An 18814-nucleotide genomic window follows, 5' to 3' on the forward strand; every position below is an offset into this window, starting at 1 on the left:
GACCGTGGCCGACCACACCGGCGCCGTCGCCGCACTCGTCACACCGGACGGCATACTCGACCCGGCGCTGTTCGGCACGGCGGTTCGCCGCGCGCTGGACGAACTGCAGACCGCCACCGGGCTACCCGCGCCCGAAGACGTGGAGCTTGTCGACCTGGGCGACGAGCCCGACCCGGAGCGCGCCGCCGAGGGCTGGATCGGTAACGGCACGGACGCCACCGGCGGCCGGAGCGCCGACCGCGGGTCCGCTCAGGCGCTGCTGCACCTGGGCGCGGGCCGCTGCGGCTGGTACCAGCGCTACCCCGCCCGCCACCTGGACCGGCACGGCGTGGAGCTGGTCACCACCCGGGCCGCCGAGATCTACTCCGGACTGCTGGGCGGCGGCGCCCCCGGGGAGCCGCTGCGCGCGACGATCCCACCGGGACCGGAGTCGCCGGGAGCCGACGCGGCCCGGCGGCACTGGGCCGGCGAGCTGCGGGACGCGCCGCAGCCGGCCAGCCTGTCGACGGCCCTCGACGACCGCCGCGTCGGCCGGGTGACGGCCGAGGCCCCGCTGGACGCGGGCGAGACGGCGGCGGTACGCGCCTCGTCGCGCGCCGTCGGCGTCGCGTGGCCCGTCTGGCTGGCCGCGGCCGTCACCTGCTATCTGCACCGGCGCGGCGCCGGGACCGACGTGCTGACCGGAGTACGGGTGGCCGGGCGCACCGAACGGGGCGACCTGCGCGACCCCGGCCCGCTCGCCCGGGTGCTGCCGCTGCGGGTGCCGGTGCGACCCGAGCAGACCGTGGCCGCCGTGGTTCGCCGGGTGGCCGACGCGACCCGCCGGGCCCGCCGCCACCTTCGGCACCCGGTCACCGACGTCGGGCCGTACGGCGTGCTGATCGAGGCCGTCCCCGCGGCGCCGCCGGCGCGTTTCGGCCCGGTCCCCGCGACCGTGCGGCACCTCGGCACCGGGCAGCCGGCGCAACTGGTCGTCCGCGTCGTGGAGGACCCGGTCGACCACGGCCTGCGCCTGCTGCTCGACGGCGACGCCGCCCACTTCGACGCGGCCGACCTGACCGCCCACCTGGCCGGCCTGCGTCGGGCGTTGACCGCCGACCCCCGGCAGCCGGTGGCCGGCGTCGACCTGGTCGGCGATCCGGTCCGCCGCGCCGTGGCCGGGTGGAACGACACGGCGACCCCCGTCGTCCCGGCGACCGTCCCCGAGCTCTTCGAGGCCACCGCCGACCGCGACCCCGAGGCCGTCGCCGTGGTCGCCGGCCCGACCCGGCTGACCTACCGGGATCTCGACGAGCGGGCCAATCGGCTGGCGCACCACCTGCTCGCCGCGGGCGCGGGCCCGGGCCGCCTCGTCGCGCTGGCGCTGCCCCGCACGGCGGACACCGTGGTCGCGCTGCTCGCGATCACCAAGACCGGCGCGGCGTACCTGCCGGTCGACCCGGCATACCCGGCCGCCCGGGTCGCCGGCATGCTCGCCGACGCCCGGCCGGCGCTGCTGGTGACGAGCGGCGACCTGGCCGCCCGGCACCCCGACCACCGAGCCGTCCGGCTGGACGACCCGGCGGTACGCGCCGACGTCGACGGGCGTCCGGCCCGGCGGCCCGGCGACGCCGACCGGTCCGTTGCGCTGCTGCCGGCGCACCCGGCGTACGTCATCTACACCTCCGGCTCCACCGGCCGACCCAAGGGCGTGGTGGTCGCCCACCGGTCGGTCGCCAACCTGCTCGCCTGGGCCCGCAGGGACATCGGCGACCGGGCGCTGCGCCGGGTGCTCGCGTCCACCTCGCTCAGCTTCGACGTCTCCGTCTTCGAGGTGGTGGTGCCGCTGCTGGCCGGGCACACCGTGGAACTCGTCGCCGATCCGCTGGCCCTGATCGCCGAGCCGTCCGCACGGTGGCAGGTCAGCCTGGTCAGCACCGTGCCGTCGGTGCTGGGGCACCTGGTCGCGCACGGTGGACTGGACCTGTCCCCGGACACGCTGCTGCTCGCCGGCGAGGCGCTACCCGTGCAGGTGGCCCGCGCGGTCCGCGAGCGATTCCCGGACGCCCGCCTCGGCAACGTCTACGGCCCGACCGAGGCGACCGTCTACGCCACCGCCTGGTACGGCCGTGGCCCGGTCGACGGCCCTCCGCCGATCGGGCGGCCCCTGCCCAACACCCGCGCGTACGTCCTCGACGGCGCGATGCAGCCGGTCCCGCCCGGCACCGCCGGCGAGCTGTACCTGGCCGGTCACGGGATCGCCGACGGCTACCTGGGCAATCCCGCGCTGACCGCCGAACGCTTCCCGGCCGACCCGTTCGGCCCGCCCGGCACCCGGCTCTACCGCACCGGTGACCTGGCCCGCTGGGACTCCGACGGCGTCCTGCACTACCTGGGGCGTACCGACCACCAGGTGAAGGTTCGTGGCTTCCGGATCGAGCCCGGCGACGTGGAGGCCACGCTGACCGGACACCCGTCGGTGACCGCCGCCGCCGTGGTCGCCCGGGAGGACCGCCCCGGCGATCGCAAGCTCGTCGCGTACGTCACCGGGGCGGTCGACGGCGCGACCGTACGGGCGTGGGCGGCCGCGCGGATGCCGGACCACATGGTGCCCAGCGCGGTCGTCGTCCTGGACCGGCTGCCCACCACCCCCAACGGCAAGCTGGACCGGGCCGCCCTGCCCGCGCCCGACTTCGCCGCTGCCGCCAACCCGACGGCCAGCGCCGCGACCGTGCTGGCCGGCGTCTTCGCCGACGTGCTCGGCCTGCCGTCGGTCGACCACCGGGCCAGCCTCTTCGACATCGGCGGCGACAGCATCATCGCCATCCAGCTCGTCAGCCGCGCCCGCCGCGCCGGGCTCTCCTTCACCCCCCAGGACGTCTTCGAACACCCCACCGTCGAGGCTCTCGCGGCGATCTGCGGCCGGGTCGACGACGGTCCGGCGGAGGTCGCCGACGACGGCGTGGGACGGGTGCCGCTGACACCGATCATGGAGTGGTTCCGCCAGCGGGGCGGTCCCGGCGACGGGTTCAGCCAGTCGGTCGGGCTCCAGGTGCCGGCCGACCTCGGTCACGACCGGCTGGTGTCCGCCCTGCGTACCGTGCTGGACCACCACGACACGCTGCGGCTGACCCTGACCCGCCGGGGCGGCGGCACCCGGGTCGCCCGCTGGACGCTTGACGTCCGGCCGCGCGGGGCGGTCGACGCCGCGTCCTGCGTACGCCGGGTGGACGTCGAGGGCCTGGACGAGCGCGGGTTGGCGGAGGCGGTGAGGCGCGAGGCCGAGGCGGCCCGCCGGGAACTCGCTCCCACCGACGGAGTGATGCTGCGGCTGGTGTGGCTGGACGCCGGTCCGCGGCACCCCGGGCGGCTGCTGGTGGTCGCGCATCACCTGGTCGTCGACGGGGTCGCCTGGCGGGTGCTGGTGCCCGACCTGGTGGCCGCCTGGAGCGCGGCGCGGGCCGGGACGTCGGCGGACCTGTCGCCGGTGGGCACGTCGTACCGGCGCTGGGCGCAGTTGCTCACCGAGGAGGCCCGCCGCCCCGAGCGGGAGGACGAGGTCGACGTCTGGCTCGACCAGCTCGCGGGCGAGGACCCCACGCTGGGCACCGACCGGCTCGTCGCGACCCGCGACGTGACCCGGACCAGCCGGATGTTCGCCATGCGGCTGCCCGCGGAACAGACCGAGCTGCTGCTCACCCGGGCGCCGGCGCTGTTCCACTGCGGACCGGACGAGGTGCTGATGACCGGTCTGGCGCTGGCCGTCGCGGCGTGGCGGCGCGGACGCGGTCAGGGCGACGCCTCGGACGTGCTGCTGGACATCGAGGGTCACGGCCGGGAGCCCGTCGTGCCCGGCGTCGACCTGTCCCGCACGGTGGGCTGGTTCACGAGCATCTACCCGGTACGCCTCGACCCGGGCGCCCCGGACTGGGACGAGGTCCGCTGCGGTGGGCCGGCCGTGGGCGTCGCCATCCGTCGCGTCCGGCAGCTCACCCGGTCGCTGCCGGACAAGGGCGTCGGTTTCGGTCTGCTGCGCTACCTCAACCCGCACACGTCGACGGTGCTCGCCGAGGCCGGCCGCCCGCAGATCGGCTTCAACTACCTCGGCCGGTTCGCGGCGGTGGGCGGTGAGGGCGCCGACACCGGGTGGGGCGCGGCGAAGGAGTTCGACGGTCTGGGCGGCGGGGCCGACCCGGACTCTCCGCTGCCGCACGAGCTGGAGATCGGCATGGTCGCGCAGGAGGGCCCGACCGGCACCCAGCTCACCGCCTCGCTGATGTTCGCCGGCGAGTTGTTCGGCGAGGAGGAGATCGCCGAGCTGGCCAACCGGTGGGCGGAGGCGCTGGTGGGGCTCGCCGCGCACACCGCCCTGCCCGGCTCCGGCGACACCACGCACCCGGACCTGGACCTGAGCCTGGCGCCGCTCACCCCGGAGGAGTTGGACGTGGTGGTCGCGGCGGTGCCGGACCCGGTCGACCTGCTGCCCGTCGCGCCCCTGCAGGAGGGGATGCTCTTCCACGCCCGGTTCGACGAGAACGCCCTGGACGTCTACTCGGTGCAGCTGATCCTCGACGTCGAGGGCCCGCTCGCCGTGGCCCGGCTCGGTCGCGCCGCCGACGACCTGCTGCGCCGGCATCCCAACCTGCGGGCCGGTTTCCTGCACGACGGGCTGACCCGGCCGGTGCAGGTGATCCCGCGGGGCGGCCACCCACCGGTGGACGAGACGGACCTGCGTGGCCTCGACCCGGCTGCCCAGGAGGACGAGTCGCAGCGCCTGCTCGCCGCCGACCGTGCCCGGCGTTTCGACCTGGCCCGGCCACCGTTGGTCCGGATCTCGGTGCACCGGCTCACCGAGGAGCGGCACCGGATCTCCCTGCTCTGCCACCACATCGTCGCCGACGGCTGGTCGACGCCCCTGCTGATCCGGGACCTCCTCAGCTTCTACGCGGGCGGCGACGCCGCGCGGGACCTGCCGCCGCTGACCCCGTACCGGGAGTACGTGACGTGGCTGGTGAGCCGGGACACCGACGCCGCGGCGACGGCCTGGCGCGAGGCGTACACCGGGTTCGAGACGCCGACCCTGGTCGCGCCGGGCAGCGACGGGCGGGACCCGGTGCCGGCCAGCGAGGTCGCCGTCGACCTGCCGGACGCGCTCTCCGACGGCCTGGCGCACGCGGCCCGTCGCTGCGGGGTCACCCTCAACACGGTCGTGCAGGCGGCCTGGGGGTTGGCGCTGGCCGCGACCACCGGCAGCGCGGACGTCGCGTTCGGCGCCACCGTGTCGGTACGCCCGCCGGAGCTGGACGACATCGAGGCCATGGTGGGCCTGTCGATGAACGTGGTGCCGGTACGGGTCCGCTGCGCCGCCGGATCGTCGCTGCGCGAGGTGGTGACCCGGCTGCGCGTCGAGCAGACGGCCCTCATGCCGCACCAGCACCTGGGCCTGCGCGCGATCCACCGGGCGGTCGGGCACACCACCCTCTTCGACACCGTGTTCGCGTTCGAGAACTATCCGATGGACACCGGCAGCTTCCAGCCCGACGGCAGCGACCTGCGGGTGGTCGGCCTGGCCAGTCACGACGGCAGCCACTACCCGGTGACGCTGCGGGTGTACGCCCGGGGCGGGCGGGTCCAGCTCCGGTTGGACCACCGGCCGGACGTGGTCGACGACGAACGCACCGGACGCCTGCTGACCGCGTTGCGCCGCGTGTTCGAGGCGCTGGTGTCGGACGTGGACACACCTGTCGGCCGGCTCCGGCTGGCCGATCCGAGCGGGGGTGACGCGCTGGCCGGGTGGAACGACACGGCGGCGGCGCTGCCCGCGCTCGGGCCGGACGAGCTGGTGGCGGCGGTCGCCGCCAGCAGCCCGGACGCGGTCGCGGTGCTCGACGGGGACACCACGCTCACCTACCGCGAGCTGGATTCCCGCGCCGACCGGCTGGCCGCTGCGCTGGTCGCGACGGGCGTCGCGCCGGGCGACCGGGTGGCGGTCGCCGTGCCCCGGGGCGCCGCGCTCGTGGTGAGCCTGCTCGCCACCCTCCGGGCCGGCGCGGCGTACCTGCCCGTCGACGTCGACTACCCATCCGCGCGACTGGCGGCCATCCTGGCCGACGCCCGCCCCACCTGCCTCGTCGCGGCCGACGACGCGGCGCTGCCCGACTTCCCCGGCCCCCGGCTGCGTCCCGACGGACCGGGCGGCAGCACCACGCCCCGCGTCCCGGCAGCGGCCGGCCGGCCGGCGTACGTCATGTACACCTCCGGCACCACGGGCGTGCCCCGGGGCGTGGTGGTGTCCGGCGGCGCCATCGTCGCCCTGGCGCTGGACCGGCGCTTCGACACCGCCGCCCACCGGCGCGTCCTGCTGCACTCGCCGGTGACGTTCGACGCCGCGACCTACGAGCTGTGGGTGCCGCTGCTGCGCGGCGGCACCGTGGTCGTCGCGCCACCCGGTGACCTGGACGTGGCGACCATCGGCCAGCTCGTCGCCCGGCACCGGGTGACCGCGCTGTGGCTGACCGCCAGCCTCTTCCGGCTGGTCGCCGGGGAGGCGCCGGAGGCGCTGGCCGGGGTGGCGGAGGTGTGGACCGGCGGCGAGGTGGTGCCGACCGACGCGGTGGCCCGGGTACGGGCGGCCGTGCCGGGCATCACGGTGGTCGACGGGTACGGCCCGACCGAGAACACCACGTTCGCCACCACCTGGCCGGTGCGCCCCGGTGATCCGGTCGACGGCCCGCTGCCCATCGGCCGGCCGATGGACAACACCCGGGCGTACGTCCTGGACCCGGCGCTGCGGCCGGTGGGCCCGGACGTGCCGGGCGAGCTGTACCTGGCCGGCGCCGGGCTGGCGCACGGTTACCTCGACGACGCGGCGCTGACCGCGTCGCGGTTCCCGGCCGACCCGTTCGGCCCGCCCGGCGGCCGGCTCTACCGCACCGGCGACCTGGCCCGCTGGGACGCCGACGGGGTGCTGCACTTCCTGGGCCGCGCCGACGACCAGGTGAAGGTGCGCGGCTTCCGGATCGAGCCGGGGGACGTGGAGGCAGCGCTGCGCGAGCATCCGGCGGTGGCCGAGGCCGTCGTCGTCGCCCGCGAGGACCACCCCGGGGTACGCCGGCTGGTCGCCTACGTCACCGGCGCCGAGGCCGACGGCGTGGCGGTCCGCGAGTGGGCCGCGACGCGTCTGCCCGACCACATGCTGCCGGCGGCCGTCGTCGTGGTGCGGCGGTTCCCGCTGACCGCGAACGGCAAGCTGGACCGGGCGTCGCTGCCCGCGCCGGGGCCGGTGGTCGGCGGGCGGGGCGGCGCTCCGCGCACCGACGCCGAACGGGTCGTCGCCAGGCTCTTCACCGAGGTGCTGCGACTGGACGAGGTGGGCGTCGAGGACCGCTTCTTCGACCTCGGCGGGGACAGCATCTCCGCGCTGCAACTGGCCAGCCGGGCCCGCCGGGCGGGTCTGGCGCTGACACCGCGGCAGGTCTTCGCGCACAAGTCGGTCGCGGCCATCGCGGCGGTCGCCCAGGCGGTGACGGCGCCGGCCGTCGAGACCCGCGAGGAGGCGATCGGCGCGATGCCGCTCACACCGATCATGCGATGGTGCCACGAGCGGCCGGGGCCGGTGGACGGCTTCAGTCAGTCGATCACCCTGGCCGTGCCGGGCGGCCTCGCCCACGCCGACCTGGTGGTGGCCGTGCAGGCCCTGCTCGACCACCACGACGCGCTGCGGATGCGGGTCGACACCGCCGGCGGGTGCGAGATCCTGCCGGTCGGGTCGGTGGACGCCAGCACCGTCGTCGACCAGGTCCGGGTCGCCGACCTCGACGACACCGAGGCGTACGCGCTCCTCGACGCGGCCCGGGAGGACGCGCGCCGCGCGTTGGTGCCCGCCAACGGACAGATGTTCCGGGTGGTGCACGCCGACGCCGGCGGCGAACGGACCGGCCGGCTGTTCCTGCTCGCCCACCACTTCGTCGTCGACGGCGTCACCTGGCGGGTGCTCGGCGCCGACCTGGAGGCCGCCTGGCGGGCCGTCCGCGACGGGACCCCGGCCGGCGCGGCGCTCGCGCCCGTCGGCACGTCCCTGCGCCGGTGGGCGGGGCTGCTCGCCGAGGAGGCGCAGCGCCCCGACCGGGAGAACGAGGTGGACCACTGGCTGGCCCAGCTGGGCGGTCGTGAGCCGTCGCTGGGCAGCCGGCCGCTCGACCCTGCGGTGGACGTCATCGCGAGCGCCGCCGTCGTGCCGGTCGAGCTGCCACCGGAGGAGAGCGCCGCGCTGCTGGTCCGGCTGCCCGCGCTGTTCCACTGCACGCCGGACGTGGTGCTGGCCACCGCGCTGGCCCTCGCCACGACCCACCGACGCCGGGCTCGGGGCCGGGCCGACGGCGGCTCTGCGCTGGTGATCGACAGCGAGCTGCACGGCCGCGAACCGCTCGTCGACGGGCTGGACCTGACCCGCACCGCGGGCTGGTTCACCAGCATGTTCCCGGTCCGCCTCGACCCCGGCGCGGTCGACTGGCAGCAGGTGGTGTCGGGTGGGCCGGCCCTGGAGTCGGCGCTCAAGCGGGTCAAGGAGCAGCTGCGGTCGATGCCGGACCACGGCATCGGATACGGCCTGCTGCGCTTCCTCAACCCGCACACCCGGCCGCTGCTGGCGGCGGCCGGGCGCCCGGAGGTCGGCTTCAACTACCTGGGCCGGTTCGCCGGCGGCGCCGACGACCCGAGCGCCGGATCGGACGCCTGGAGTCCGGCTCCGGAGTCGGGCGGGTTGGACGGCGGCGCGGATCCGCGTACCGCGCTCGACCACGTCCTGGAGGTCACCGCCTGGTCGGTGGACGGCCCGCAGGGTCCGTCGCTGTCGGCGAGCCTGATGTACGGAAGCCAGGTCGTCGACGCGGCCGAGGTCGAGGAGCTGGCACGGGCGTGGCGACAGGCGTTGGGCGGCCTGGCGGCGCTGGCCGGGGTCAGCGCCGGCGGACGCACCCCGAGCGACTTCCCTCTCCTGCGCCTCACCCAGCACGAGGTGGACGCGATCACCGCCGAGGTCCCCAGCCCCAGCGAGGTGCTGCCGCTCGCTCCGTTGCAGGAGGGCCTGCTCTTCCACGCGGTCTCCGCCGACGAGGCCCGCGGCGTCTACGTCGTGCAGTTCACCCTGCACCTGGACGGTCCGCTGGACGGGGCAGCGCTGCGCCGGGCCGGCGACGGGTTGCTGCGCAGGCATCCGCACCTCGGTGCCGCGTTCCTACACGAGGGGCTGCCGGTTCCGGTGCAGGTGATCGGCGAGACGACCCGGATGCCGTGGCGGGAGATCGACCTGAGCCAGTTCGCCCCGGCGGAGCAGGAGAGCCGGCTGGTGGATCTGGTCGACGCGTACCGTGCGGCCCGCTTCCAGCCCACGCAGCCGCCGATGGTGCGGCTGCTGCTGGTCCGGCTGGCCGCCGAGCGGCACGCCCTGGTGATCGGCGCGCACCACATCCTCCTGGACGGCTGGTCGACGCCGCTGCTCATCACCGACCTGCTGGCGCTGTACCACGCGGAGGTGCGCGGGACGGCGCTGGCGCCGCCGCCCCCGTACCGCGACTACCTGGCCTGGATCGCGCGCCAGGACCGGACGGCGGCCCGCGTCGCCTGGCGGGACGTCCTCGACGACCTGTCCGGGCCGAGCATCCTGGCCGAGCCGGCGCCGGAGAAGGAGGCGGTGCTTCCGGAGCACGTGATCTCGGAGTTGTCGGAGCCGCTCAGCACGGCCCTGCGGGCGCAGGCGCGGGCCGGTGGGCTCACCGTCAACACCTTCGTCCAGACGGCCTGGGCGCTCACCCTCGCCGACGCGTTGGGCCGCGACGACGTGGTGTTCGGCATGACCGTGGCGGGCCGGCCACCCGAGCTGCCGGGCGTGGAGAAGATGGTGGGGTTGTTCATCAACACGCTTCCGGTCCGGGTCCGGCTGCGCGCCGACGAGGACCTCGCCGGGCTGCTGGCCCGGGTCCAGGACGAGCAGTCCCACCTGAGCGGTTTCCAGTACCTCAGTCTCGGTGAGATCCAGCGCGCCGCCGGGGTGGGCGAGCTGTTCGACAGCGCGGTCGTCTTCGAGAACTTCCCGCTGGACATGGAGGCGCTGACCGAGGCCAACGGCGGCCTGCGGATGAGCGGCGCCACCGGCCACGACACCCCGCACTTCACCTTCGGGCTGGCCGTGCTGCCGTACGAGCGGATCGCCTTCCGGGTCACCCACCGGCCCGATCTGCTGCCGCGCGCCGAGGTGGAGCGGCTGGTGGCGGCCATGGTGCGGGCCCTGCAATTGCTTGTCGACCATCCGGAGCGGCGGGTCGCCGCGGTACGGGCCGAACCCCTGGTGAGGAGCTGACGATGACGAACCCGTTCGAGGACGACGAGGGCACCTTCCTGTCCCTGGTCAACGAGGAGGGCCAGTATTCGCTGTGGCCGGCGTTCGCGGACGTGCCGGCCGGGTGGAGCGTGACGCTGGGGCCCGCGGGTCGGGCGGAGTGTCTGCGGCACATCGAGACGCACTGGACGGACATGCGTCCCCGCAGCCTGGTCCGGGCCCTGACCGCTCCGGACGTCCGGCTCCAGGAGTAGGCGCCGTCGTGTCCTCGGGAAGCGATGGCGGGCCGGGACCGGCTCGTGACAGCATGCCGGGCATGGCTCTCGGACTGGACGTGCGTCGCCTGGCCGCCATCGACATGTGGGGATCCGCCGGGGTCCAGTGGCGACGGTGGGTCATCCTCGCGGAGTTCCTGCTGGGCGTCGTCGGTACGGGCGCGCTCGGCGTCCTCTCGGTGTCCTCCGGTGGCGGCCTGCGCACGGTGGTGGGGTGGTGGCTGATCGGTCTGGCCGTCAACTACGTACCGCTGTCGGTGCACGCGCTCACGCTGATCCGTCCCGGCGCGCTGGAGGCGGAGATCCGGGGTGTGGACGTTCCGGGCGAACTCCGGCACTACACGACGGCGCAATTGTGGGTCGTGGTGCCGTTGCTGGTGGCGGCGTTGGCCGTCGACCAGTGGCGACGAAACCGTCGATAATGGTCGATCGCCGTTCGGCCCATCCCACTTTCGGTTGAGCAATGTGGCCGGTTGGCTTCGACCGCGACCGACATGCGCTGATGCTGTGATCAGGGGACATAGACCTTCGTTTCTGCAATCTTGATCTCACGTAGCACTCGCGACACTTTGTCACGGGCTCTACACTTCGTTTGTCACGGGGCCAACCGGGGGAGAGTTGATCGACGTGGAACGATTTGGGAACCCGTTCACAGAGGGCCGAGACGGATTCAGCGTCCTCGTCTTCGCCGACAACGAGTTGGCGCGTCGCGGCCTCAGCGACATGCTCAGCTCACTCGACTCGGTGACCGAGGTGAACACCTTCGTCGCCGCCTATCCCGATCACGTACCGTGTGGCCGGCCGTACGACATCCTGGTGCTGGCCTGCGAGGACCTCGCGGCGACGGGGCCCTACCGGGTCGCCGACGCGGCGTTCAGCCAGGGCGCGAAGATCCTGCTGCTGCTGGGACGCCGCTGCGAGAGCCTCGACGCGGTCACCCGCTTTCCGAGCAACGGCTTCCTGATCCAGGACGACGTCACCGAGGACGTGCTGGCACAGGCGCTGAGCCGGATCGACAGCGGGGAGATCCCGATGCCGGCGATGCTTGCCAACCGGCTGCTGGAGCGCGCACGCGGCACCGCGCCCCAGGTCCGCGCCGACTGCACCAAGCTGACGCCACGGGAGCGCGAGACGCTGATCCTGCTCGCCGAGGGCCTGAGCAACAAGCAGATCGCCCGTCGGATGCTGATCTCGCAGCACGGCGTCAAGCGGCTGGTGGCCAACATCCTGGCCAAGCTCAACTGCTCCAACCGCACCCTCGCCGCCGCGGTCGCCATCAAGCAGGGCCTGCTCGAAGAGGTCTGAGGCGTCGCAAGCGGCGGGGCCGGAGCCCGGTGCACCCGGGGCCGGCCCCGCTCGCGCTCAGACCGACGAGGCGCTGGCCACCGGGGTGAGGTGGCCGGCCTCCCGGGGAAGCACACCCTCGCTGATCAGCTGCCACACCGTCTGCGCCGCGTCCTGCTGGGTCAGCGCGCCGGAGACGAGGTAGTCGTGCAGGCTGACCACCATCTTGAAGATGAGCAGCCCGTGCACGTCCGGCCGCAGATCGCCGCGTAGGCCGCCGGCGTCGATGCCGGCCGCGATCGTCTCGATGAAGGCCTGCGGCAGATTTGTCATCAACGTACGGAGGCGGGAGACCGCCGCCGACGAGAGATCCGCCTGCTCCAGCGTCACCCAGCTCAACCGGTGTCGTTGGCTCGCGAAGTAGCCGAGCAGCGCCTCGATGCAGCCGCGCAGTCGCTCGACCGGGTCCTCCTCGCGTGCGCGGACCGCCAGCAGGGCCGCCTGGCAGTCATCGACCTCCCGCTCGACGTGGGCGAGCAACGCGTGCTCGACGTCCGGGAAGTACTTGTAGACCGTCGCTCGGCCGATCCCGGCCCGCTGGGCCAACGCGGCCATCGACGCCTTGGCGACGCCCTCCTCAGCCACCAGCTCGATCGCCGCGTCGATGATCCGTTCGCGGTATCGAGCCTTGTGGGTCTCGATGGTGTCACGCCAGTCCTCCGCCACCGCTGCCTCCAAAACCGTCCCGACTCGGCGCACTACCGAGACACAATGTATTGACACCAGACGCACTGTCTCGGAGACTCCTGAGTATATCGGCCCGAGGAGACCAGTATGGACCCAAGAACGGCTGTCTCACCTCCACCAGGTGGAGGACTAGTTGCTCCCGCAATCATCGCGACCGGCCTGCGCAGGCGATTCGGCGCGCACTGGGCGGTCGACGGCGTCGACCTGTGCGTGCCAACAGGTGAGATCTACGGGTTCCTGGGCCCCAACGGAGCCGGCAAGTCCACCACCGTCCGCATGCTCTGCGCGCTACTCACCCCGTCCGGCGGTTCCGCCACGGTGGCCGGGCACGACGTCGCGCGCGACCCGGTCGGCGTGCACCTGTCGATCGGCGCCGCCCTCCAGGCGACCGCCATCGACGACCGGCAGACCGGCCTCGAGCACCTGGAGTTGCAGGGCCGGCTGTACGGCCTGCGCAGCTCGGACATCGACCGCCGGATCAGCGAGTTGCAGGACCTGATCGAGCTCGGCGACGCCATCGGGCGCCCGGCCGGCTCGTACTCCGGCGGCATGCGGCGTCGCCTCGACCTCGCGCTCGCCCTGATCCACAACCCCAGCGTGCTCTTCCTGGACGAGCCGACCACCGGCCTCGACCCGGTCAGCCGGTTCGCCCTCTGGGACGAGGTACGCCGACTCAACTCCGAGAGCGGCACCACTGTCTTCCTCACCACCCAGTACCTGGAGGAGGCCGACGAGCTCGCCGAGCGGGTCGGCATCATCTCCGACGGCCGGCTGGTCGCCGAGGACACGCCGGACGCGCTCAAGCGGCGCATCGGCGCCGACATGGTGGTGGCCCGGGTCGACGGCGACGCCGAGTCGGCCGCCACGGCGCTGCGCGCACTGCCGGAGGTCGAGGGCGTCGACGTCGTCGGCCCCGAGATCACCGCGCGGGTGGGCGACGGGCCGACCGCGGTCACACCGGTCGCCGTGGCGCTCGCCAACGCCGGCGTGCCGGTGCAGAGCCTGACGCTGCGCCGGCCCACCCTCGACGACGTTTTCCTCTCGGTCACCGGTCAGCGGTTGGCCGGCGACCAGGCCGACGCGGAGCTCGCCACCGCAGGAGGGGCACCCCGATGACCACCATGCCCGACGCCCTGCCCGCCACCCGGACGCAGGTGCCCACGCCCAGGCCGAACCTCGCCCGGCGCGCCGGCTTCGTCCGCGACGTGATCCACATCGCCGGCCGTTCGCTGCGGCAGGCCCGCCGCGAACCGGAGACGCTGTTTCCGCCGATCTTCGTGCCGGTGTTCTTCTTCGCGATCTTCATCGGTTCGCTGGAGAGCATCTTCGGTCAGGCCGGGATCGACGAGTTCCGGGCCTTCCAGCTCCCGGTGTCGATCGTCATCGCGGTGACCGGGGTGACCCGCGCGCCGTCGGTCGTCACCGACATCATGAACGGCTACTTCGACCGACTGCTGCTCTCCCCCGTCAACCGGCTGGCGCTGCTGTTCGGCATGATGGTCGCCGATCTCGCCATCGTGGCCGCGCTCACCGTGCCGGTGCTGATCATGGGCACGATCGTCGGCGTCGAGTTCGCCACCGGCGTGCTGGGCATGCTGGCGTTCATCGGGGTGGCGCTGGCCTGGTCCCTGGCGTACGTCGGCATCCTCTACGCGGTGGCGCTGCGCACCGCCAACCCGACCGTGACCGCCCAGACCTTCCTGCTGTTCTTCCCGTTCGTCTTCCTCTCCACGACCATCGTGCCCCGCGAGGAGATGACCGGGTGGATGGACGCGGTGGCCGGGGTCAACCCGCTGACCTACGTCTACGGCGCGCTGCGGTCCCTGATCACCGAGGGGTGGTCGGCGACCCCGCTGCTGCACGGGTTCATCGCCATCGTGGCGGTGGGCATCCTGGCGCACACGCTCGCGTACCTCGCGCTGCGCGGGAGGGTTTCCCGCTCCCGCCGCTGATCCCTCCCCCTCCCGCCGCTGATCCGCCAGCGCGCAGGACTCACCGGCCCGTGGCTTCCCACCAGCCACGGGCCGGTGTCTGTGCCGGTCACCGCCGTGCCAGGCCGGTGGACGTAGCCACCTGACTACCCCGGTCCTAGCCGAGATGACACCCCGCCCGGGCATTTCAAAGCTGTTGCGATCTGACCAACATTTCCACAGAGCCCGGTCGCTAAACGCCAGCGCACAGAAGGTGGGATTTCATGCGCACGCATGCCTCCGAGTCCACGCACACCGTCGTCGACCTCCTCCGCATCCGCGCTCGGGAGCAGCCGGACCGGAGGGCCTACCTCTTTCTCGACCGCGACGGCCGGGAACGGGAGAGTCTGACCTTCGCGGCCCTGGACCAGCGCGCCAGGGCGATCGCCACCCGGGTACGCCAGCACGCGGCGCCCGGCGACCGGGTGCTGATCCTGCACCCGCCGTCGCTGGAGTACATCGCCTGTTTCTTCGGCTGTCTCTACGCCGGGGTGGTCGCCGTGACGGCCTATCCGCCCAACTTCACCCGCCGACTGGAACGCATCCGCGGCCTGGTCCGCGACTCCGCCCCCGCTCTGGCGCTGACCACCGACCGGATCAGCGCCGCCGCCAGCGCCCGTTTCGCCCAGGCGGAGGAACTTGTCGGCTTCGACTGGTTGGACACCGCCACCGTCGCCGACGACGACGCCGACTGGCGCCCGCCACGGATCGACGGCGACTCGCTGGCCTTCCTCCAGTACACCTCCGGCACCACGGGCGACCCGCGCGGCGTGATGGTGAGCCACGGCAACCTGCTGCGCAACGCGAGCACGCTGCACGACGCCGTCGGCTACCACCCGGGTGACCGGATGGTCAGCTGGCTGCCGCCGTACCACGACATGGGTCTGATCGCCGGTGTGCTGCAACCCATCCACGGCGGGTTCGAGGCGGTGCTGCTGGCGCCCGCGACGTTCGCGCTCGACCCGTTCCAGTGGTTGCAGGCCATCTCCCGCTACGGCGGGACCACGTCGTACGCCCCCGACTTCGCCTACAACCTCTGCACCGACCGGATCGACGAGCAACGGCGGGCCGGGTTGGACCTGTCGACCTGGACGAGCGCGGTGCTCGGCGCCGAGCCGACCCGGGTCGACACACTGCGGCGCTTCGCCGCCACGTTCGCCGGCTGCGGCTTCCGCCCCGAGGCGTTCCGCTCCGGGTACGGGCTGGCCGAGTCGACGCTCGCCGTGACCATCACCCGAACCGCGCCGGCCGAGCTGGACGTGAGCGCCAGCGCGCTGGAGCGCGGGGAGATCACCCCGGCGGCCGACGGGACGGACCGCCGCCGGCTGGTCAGTGTCGGACCCGGCATCGACCCGGCACAGTCGGTGGTCGTGGTCGACGGGCCGGACCGCCGGTTGCTGCCGGCCGGCGAGGTCGGCGAGATCTGGGTGAGTGGGCCGAGCGTCGCCCAGGGCTACTGGCGGCGGCCCGAGCAGACCCGCGAGACGTTCCAGGCGCGGGTCACCACCGGCGAGGGGCCGTTCCTGCGGACCGGCGACCTGGGGTTCGTCCACGACGGCGAGCTCTACGTGACCGGCCGGATCAAGGACATGATCATCGTACGGGGGCGCAACCTCTACCCCCAGGACGTCGAGCGGTGCGCGGTGGCCAGCCACCCGGCGCTGCACTCCGGCCTGGCGGCCGCGGCCGGGCTGGAGACCCCGGCCGGAGAGCAACTGCTCGTCGTCGTCGAGGTACGCCGCGAAGCCACCGAGCCGGACGTGGACGCCATCGTGGCGGCGATCCGGCAGGCGGTGACGGCCGAGTTCGAGGTGGCCGTGCACGCCGTGGTGCTGGTACGCGCCGGCACGCTGCCGCGGACCTCCAGCGGCAAGGTGCAGCGGCACGCGGCGAAACAGGGGTACGGCGAGGGCAGCCTGACCGAACTCACCAGGTGGGTTGCCGACGAGCCGACCTCGACGCCGACCCTTCCGACGCCGGCCGACGACAGGTCCAGCCCGGACGCGCCGGTCGGAGAGCTCGACGACGGGACGTGCCGGGCCGACACCGGGCCGGTCGCGGCCGGTGCGGGCAGCCGCACCGCCGGCGCGACCCCGGTGCGGGACCTGCTCGACGCGCTGCCCGAGATGATGCGGGAACCGGTGGTCTGCGCCGAGATCTGCCGGCGACTCGCCGCCACCCCGGGCGTCGACGCCGCCGCCATCACCCCGGACATCCCGCTCACCCTGTTGGGCCTCGACTCGCTGCGGGCACTCCAGGTGCAGAGCGCCCTCGAACGCGACCTCGCCGTGCGGTTGCCGTTGGAGGAGTTCGCCGACGCCACAGTGGGCCAATTGGCCCGCCTGGTCACCGCGCGGCTCACCGCCCCGCGGGCCGACGATCCGGCAGAGGCCACGGCCCTGCCGGCGCTGGTCGCCGACCCGACCCGCCGGGGCGAACCGTTCCCGCTTACCGATCTGCAACACGCCTACCTGGTCGGGCGCAGCGGGGCCGCGCGCCTCGGCGGTGTCTCCACCTACTGGTACAGCGAGCTGGACTCCGCGTCGCTGGACGTGCCGCGCCTGGTGCGGGCCCTGGGCGCGCTCGTCGAGCGGCACGAGATGCTGCGCGCGGTCATCGGCTCCGACGGCACGCAGCGGATCCTCGCGGCGCCCGGCACCGTGCCGGTGCGGGAGATCGACCTGTGCGACGCCTCGCTCGACGAGGCCGACGAGGCCCTCGCCGCAGTGCGCGAGGAGATGTCGCACCAGGTGTTGCCCCTGGACACCGGGCCGATGCTGGACGTCCGGATCAGCCGGCTCCCGCTCGGGCACACCAGGGTGCACATCGGTTTCGACCTGCTGGTGGGCGACGTCCGCAGTGTGCAGGTGCTCTTCGACGAGTGGCGTCGGCTCTACCTCGACCCGGGCGCCACACTGCCCGAGATCGGGGTGTCCTTCCGCGACTACCTGCTCGCCGCGCGGGCGATGGAGGCGGGTCCGGAGTACGCCCGCTCGCGGGCCTACTGGTTGGACCGACTGGACACCCTCCCCGGCGGGCCCGACCTGCCCCTCGCGCCGAGCGCGGCGGAGCTGCGCCGGTCCCGTTTCCACCGTCACGAGCACCGGATCGACGCCGGGACCTGGTCGCGGATCAAGCGGGACGCCGCGGCGCACGGCATCACCCCGTCGGCCGTGCTGCTCGCCGCGTACGCGTCGGCGCTCGGCCGGTGGAGCCGTACCTCGCGGTTCTGCGTGGCCACCACCCTGTTCAACCGGCTGCCGCTGCACCCCGACGTGGACGCGGTGGTCGGTGACTTCACGTCGATCACCCTGCTGGAGATCGACCTGGGCGGCGGGCCGGGCCTGGCCGAGCTGGCCATCCGGATCCAGCGCCAACTGTGGCGCGACCTGGAGCACCGGCACTTCAGCGGCGTCCAGGTGCTGCGCGAGCAGGCCCGCCGGCGCGGGGCCGCGCTGCCGGTGCCGGTCGTGTTCACAAGCGGCCGGGACAACGGCGAGATCCACACCCGGTGGCTCGGCGACACCGCCTTCTCGGTGTCGCAGACTCCGCAGATCTGGATCGACCACCAGGTCCGGGAGGAGGACGGCGCGGCCCTGGTGAGCTGGGACGCCGTGGACGAGCTGTTCCCGGATGGGTTGGTGGAGCAGATGTTCGGCGGCTTCGTCGACGTGTTGCACCGCCTGGGCTCGGGCACGGGCTGGACCAGCTCGGCCGAGGTCTCCCCCGCCGGGCTGGCCGAGTTGGTGGCCGAGGTGAACGCCACCCAGGCGCCGGTGCCGTCCGGGCTGCTGTGGACCCGGTTGGTCGCGCACGCCACCGCCGATCCGGACGGGCTGGCCGTGGTGGCCTCGGGCCGGCGGTTGACCTTCGGGCAGTTGCTGACCCGGGCGTCGTTCGTCGCACACCGGCTCGTGGACGCCGGCGTGAATCGGGGCGACCGGGTGGCCGTGGTCATCGACAAGTCGGTCGAACAGGTGATCGCGGTGCTGGGCGTCGGGTTGGCGGGTGCCGCGTACGTGCCGGTGGACCCGTCGGTGCCGGCGCAGCGCCAGAGGTTCGTCATCGAGCACGCGGCCTGCTCGGCGGTGCTGCTCCGCGCCGGCGCCGACACCGACGACCCCGGCTCGGGTCTACCCGTCGTGGTGGTGGACGCCGACGACGACACCGCGGTGGCGCTCACGCTGCCCGCCGTCGCCACCCAGGTACAACCCGACGAAATC

The 18814-nt window shown here is 73.8% G+C and carries 8 protein-coding genes; 7 read left to right on the forward strand and 1 reads right to left on the reverse strand.

Translation table 11 applies throughout. From position 1 onward, the window contains the following. Positions 1-4: 4 nt before the first annotated feature. From ACLQ29_RS17395 to ACLQ29_RS17410, 4 genes are all read left to right on the forward strand, one after another. Positions 5-10336 (forward strand): amino acid adenylation domain-containing protein, encoded by a 10332-nt coding sequence (locus ACLQ29_RS17395; RefSeq protein ID WP_425772569.1) that lies wholly within the window; start codon positions 5-7, stop codon positions 10334-10336. A gap of 2 nt (positions 10337-10338) precedes the next feature. Further along, positions 10339-10569, forward strand: a complete 231-nt coding sequence (locus ACLQ29_RS17400) for an MbtH family protein (RefSeq protein ID WP_393368276.1) — start codon at positions 10339-10341, stop codon at positions 10567-10569. Between the two features lie 62 nt (positions 10570-10631). Then, complete coding sequence (locus ACLQ29_RS17405; protein ID WP_425772570.1) at positions 10632-11012, forward strand: hypothetical protein; 381 nt, start codon at positions 10632-10634, stop codon at positions 11010-11012. A 205-nt stretch (positions 11013-11217) separates the two neighbouring features. Further along, complete coding sequence (locus ACLQ29_RS17410) at positions 11218-11895, forward strand: response regulator transcription factor (RefSeq protein WP_425755682.1); 678 nt, start codon at positions 11218-11220, stop codon at positions 11893-11895. 57 nt (positions 11896-11952) lie between these two features. On the opposite strand, the gene ACLQ29_RS17415 is transcribed toward ACLQ29_RS17410, so the two are convergent. Further along, the gene (locus ACLQ29_RS17415) at positions 11953-12600 is read right to left on the reverse strand and encodes a TetR/AcrR family transcriptional regulator (protein ID WP_425772571.1); all 648 of its coding nucleotides are present in this window, start codon (positions 12598-12600) and stop codon (positions 11953-11955) included. A gap of 108 nt (positions 12601-12708) precedes the next feature. Here ACLQ29_RS17415 and ACLQ29_RS17420 point away from each other — a divergent pair, with 108 nt between their 5' ends. The 3 genes from ACLQ29_RS17420 to ACLQ29_RS17430 form a co-directional block, all read left to right on the forward strand. Continuing rightward, complete coding sequence (locus ACLQ29_RS17420) at positions 12709-13737, forward strand: ATP-binding cassette domain-containing protein (RefSeq protein WP_425772572.1); 1029 nt, start codon at positions 12709-12711, stop codon at positions 13735-13737. Next, complete coding sequence (locus ACLQ29_RS17425; RefSeq protein ID WP_425772573.1) at positions 13734-14573, forward strand: ABC transporter permease; 840 nt, start codon at positions 13734-13736, stop codon at positions 14571-14573. The genes ACLQ29_RS17420 and ACLQ29_RS17425 overlap by 4 nt, the downstream gene beginning before the upstream one ends. A gap of 242 nt (positions 14574-14815) precedes the next feature. Further along, the coding region (locus tag ACLQ29_RS17430; protein WP_425772574.1) for an AMP-binding protein at positions 14816-18814 on the forward strand (3999 nt) is incomplete at its 3' end.

Source organism: Micromonospora sp. DT228 (genome assembly GCF_049841595.1).
GTDB lineage: Bacteria > Actinomycetota > Actinomycetes > Mycobacteriales > Micromonosporaceae > Micromonospora.